This is a genomic window from Microtetraspora sp. NBRC 16547 (assembly GCF_030268965.1).
Classification (GTDB): Bacteria; Actinomycetota; Actinomycetes; order Streptosporangiales; family Streptosporangiaceae; genus Microtetraspora.
The window spans coordinates 1-255 of record NZ_BSSE01000135.1 but is presented as its reverse complement, the minus strand read 5'-3'; the positions used below and the strand labels follow the sequence as shown (position 1 = coordinate 255).

The 255-nt window shown below is 69.4% G+C and carries 1 protein-coding gene; it reads right to left on the bottom strand.

Annotated features, from left to right (window positions below; genetic code table 11):
* On the bottom strand, nt 1-255 hold a 255-nt coding region (locus QSK17_RS35945; RefSeq protein WP_502889362.1), incomplete at both ends, for a dioxygenase family protein.

Genomic DNA, 255 nt, shown 5'->3' with positions numbered 1-255 from the left:
AGAGCTGCGTGGTGATCAGCTGGTGGCCCGGCGCGGACACCTTCAGGTGCAGGTGGGCCGGTCGCCACGCGTGCCATCCCGCGGCCGCGATGAGCTTGCCGCACGATCCGTCGGTCGGGATCTGGTACGGCGCCGGCTGCATCGTGTGGATCTTGAAGTTCCCGTTCTCGTCGGCGACCACGGTGCCGCGCAGGTTCCACTCCGGGACGCCGGGCGCGAACTGCGAGTAGTACCCGTCGTCGTCGGCGTGCCAGA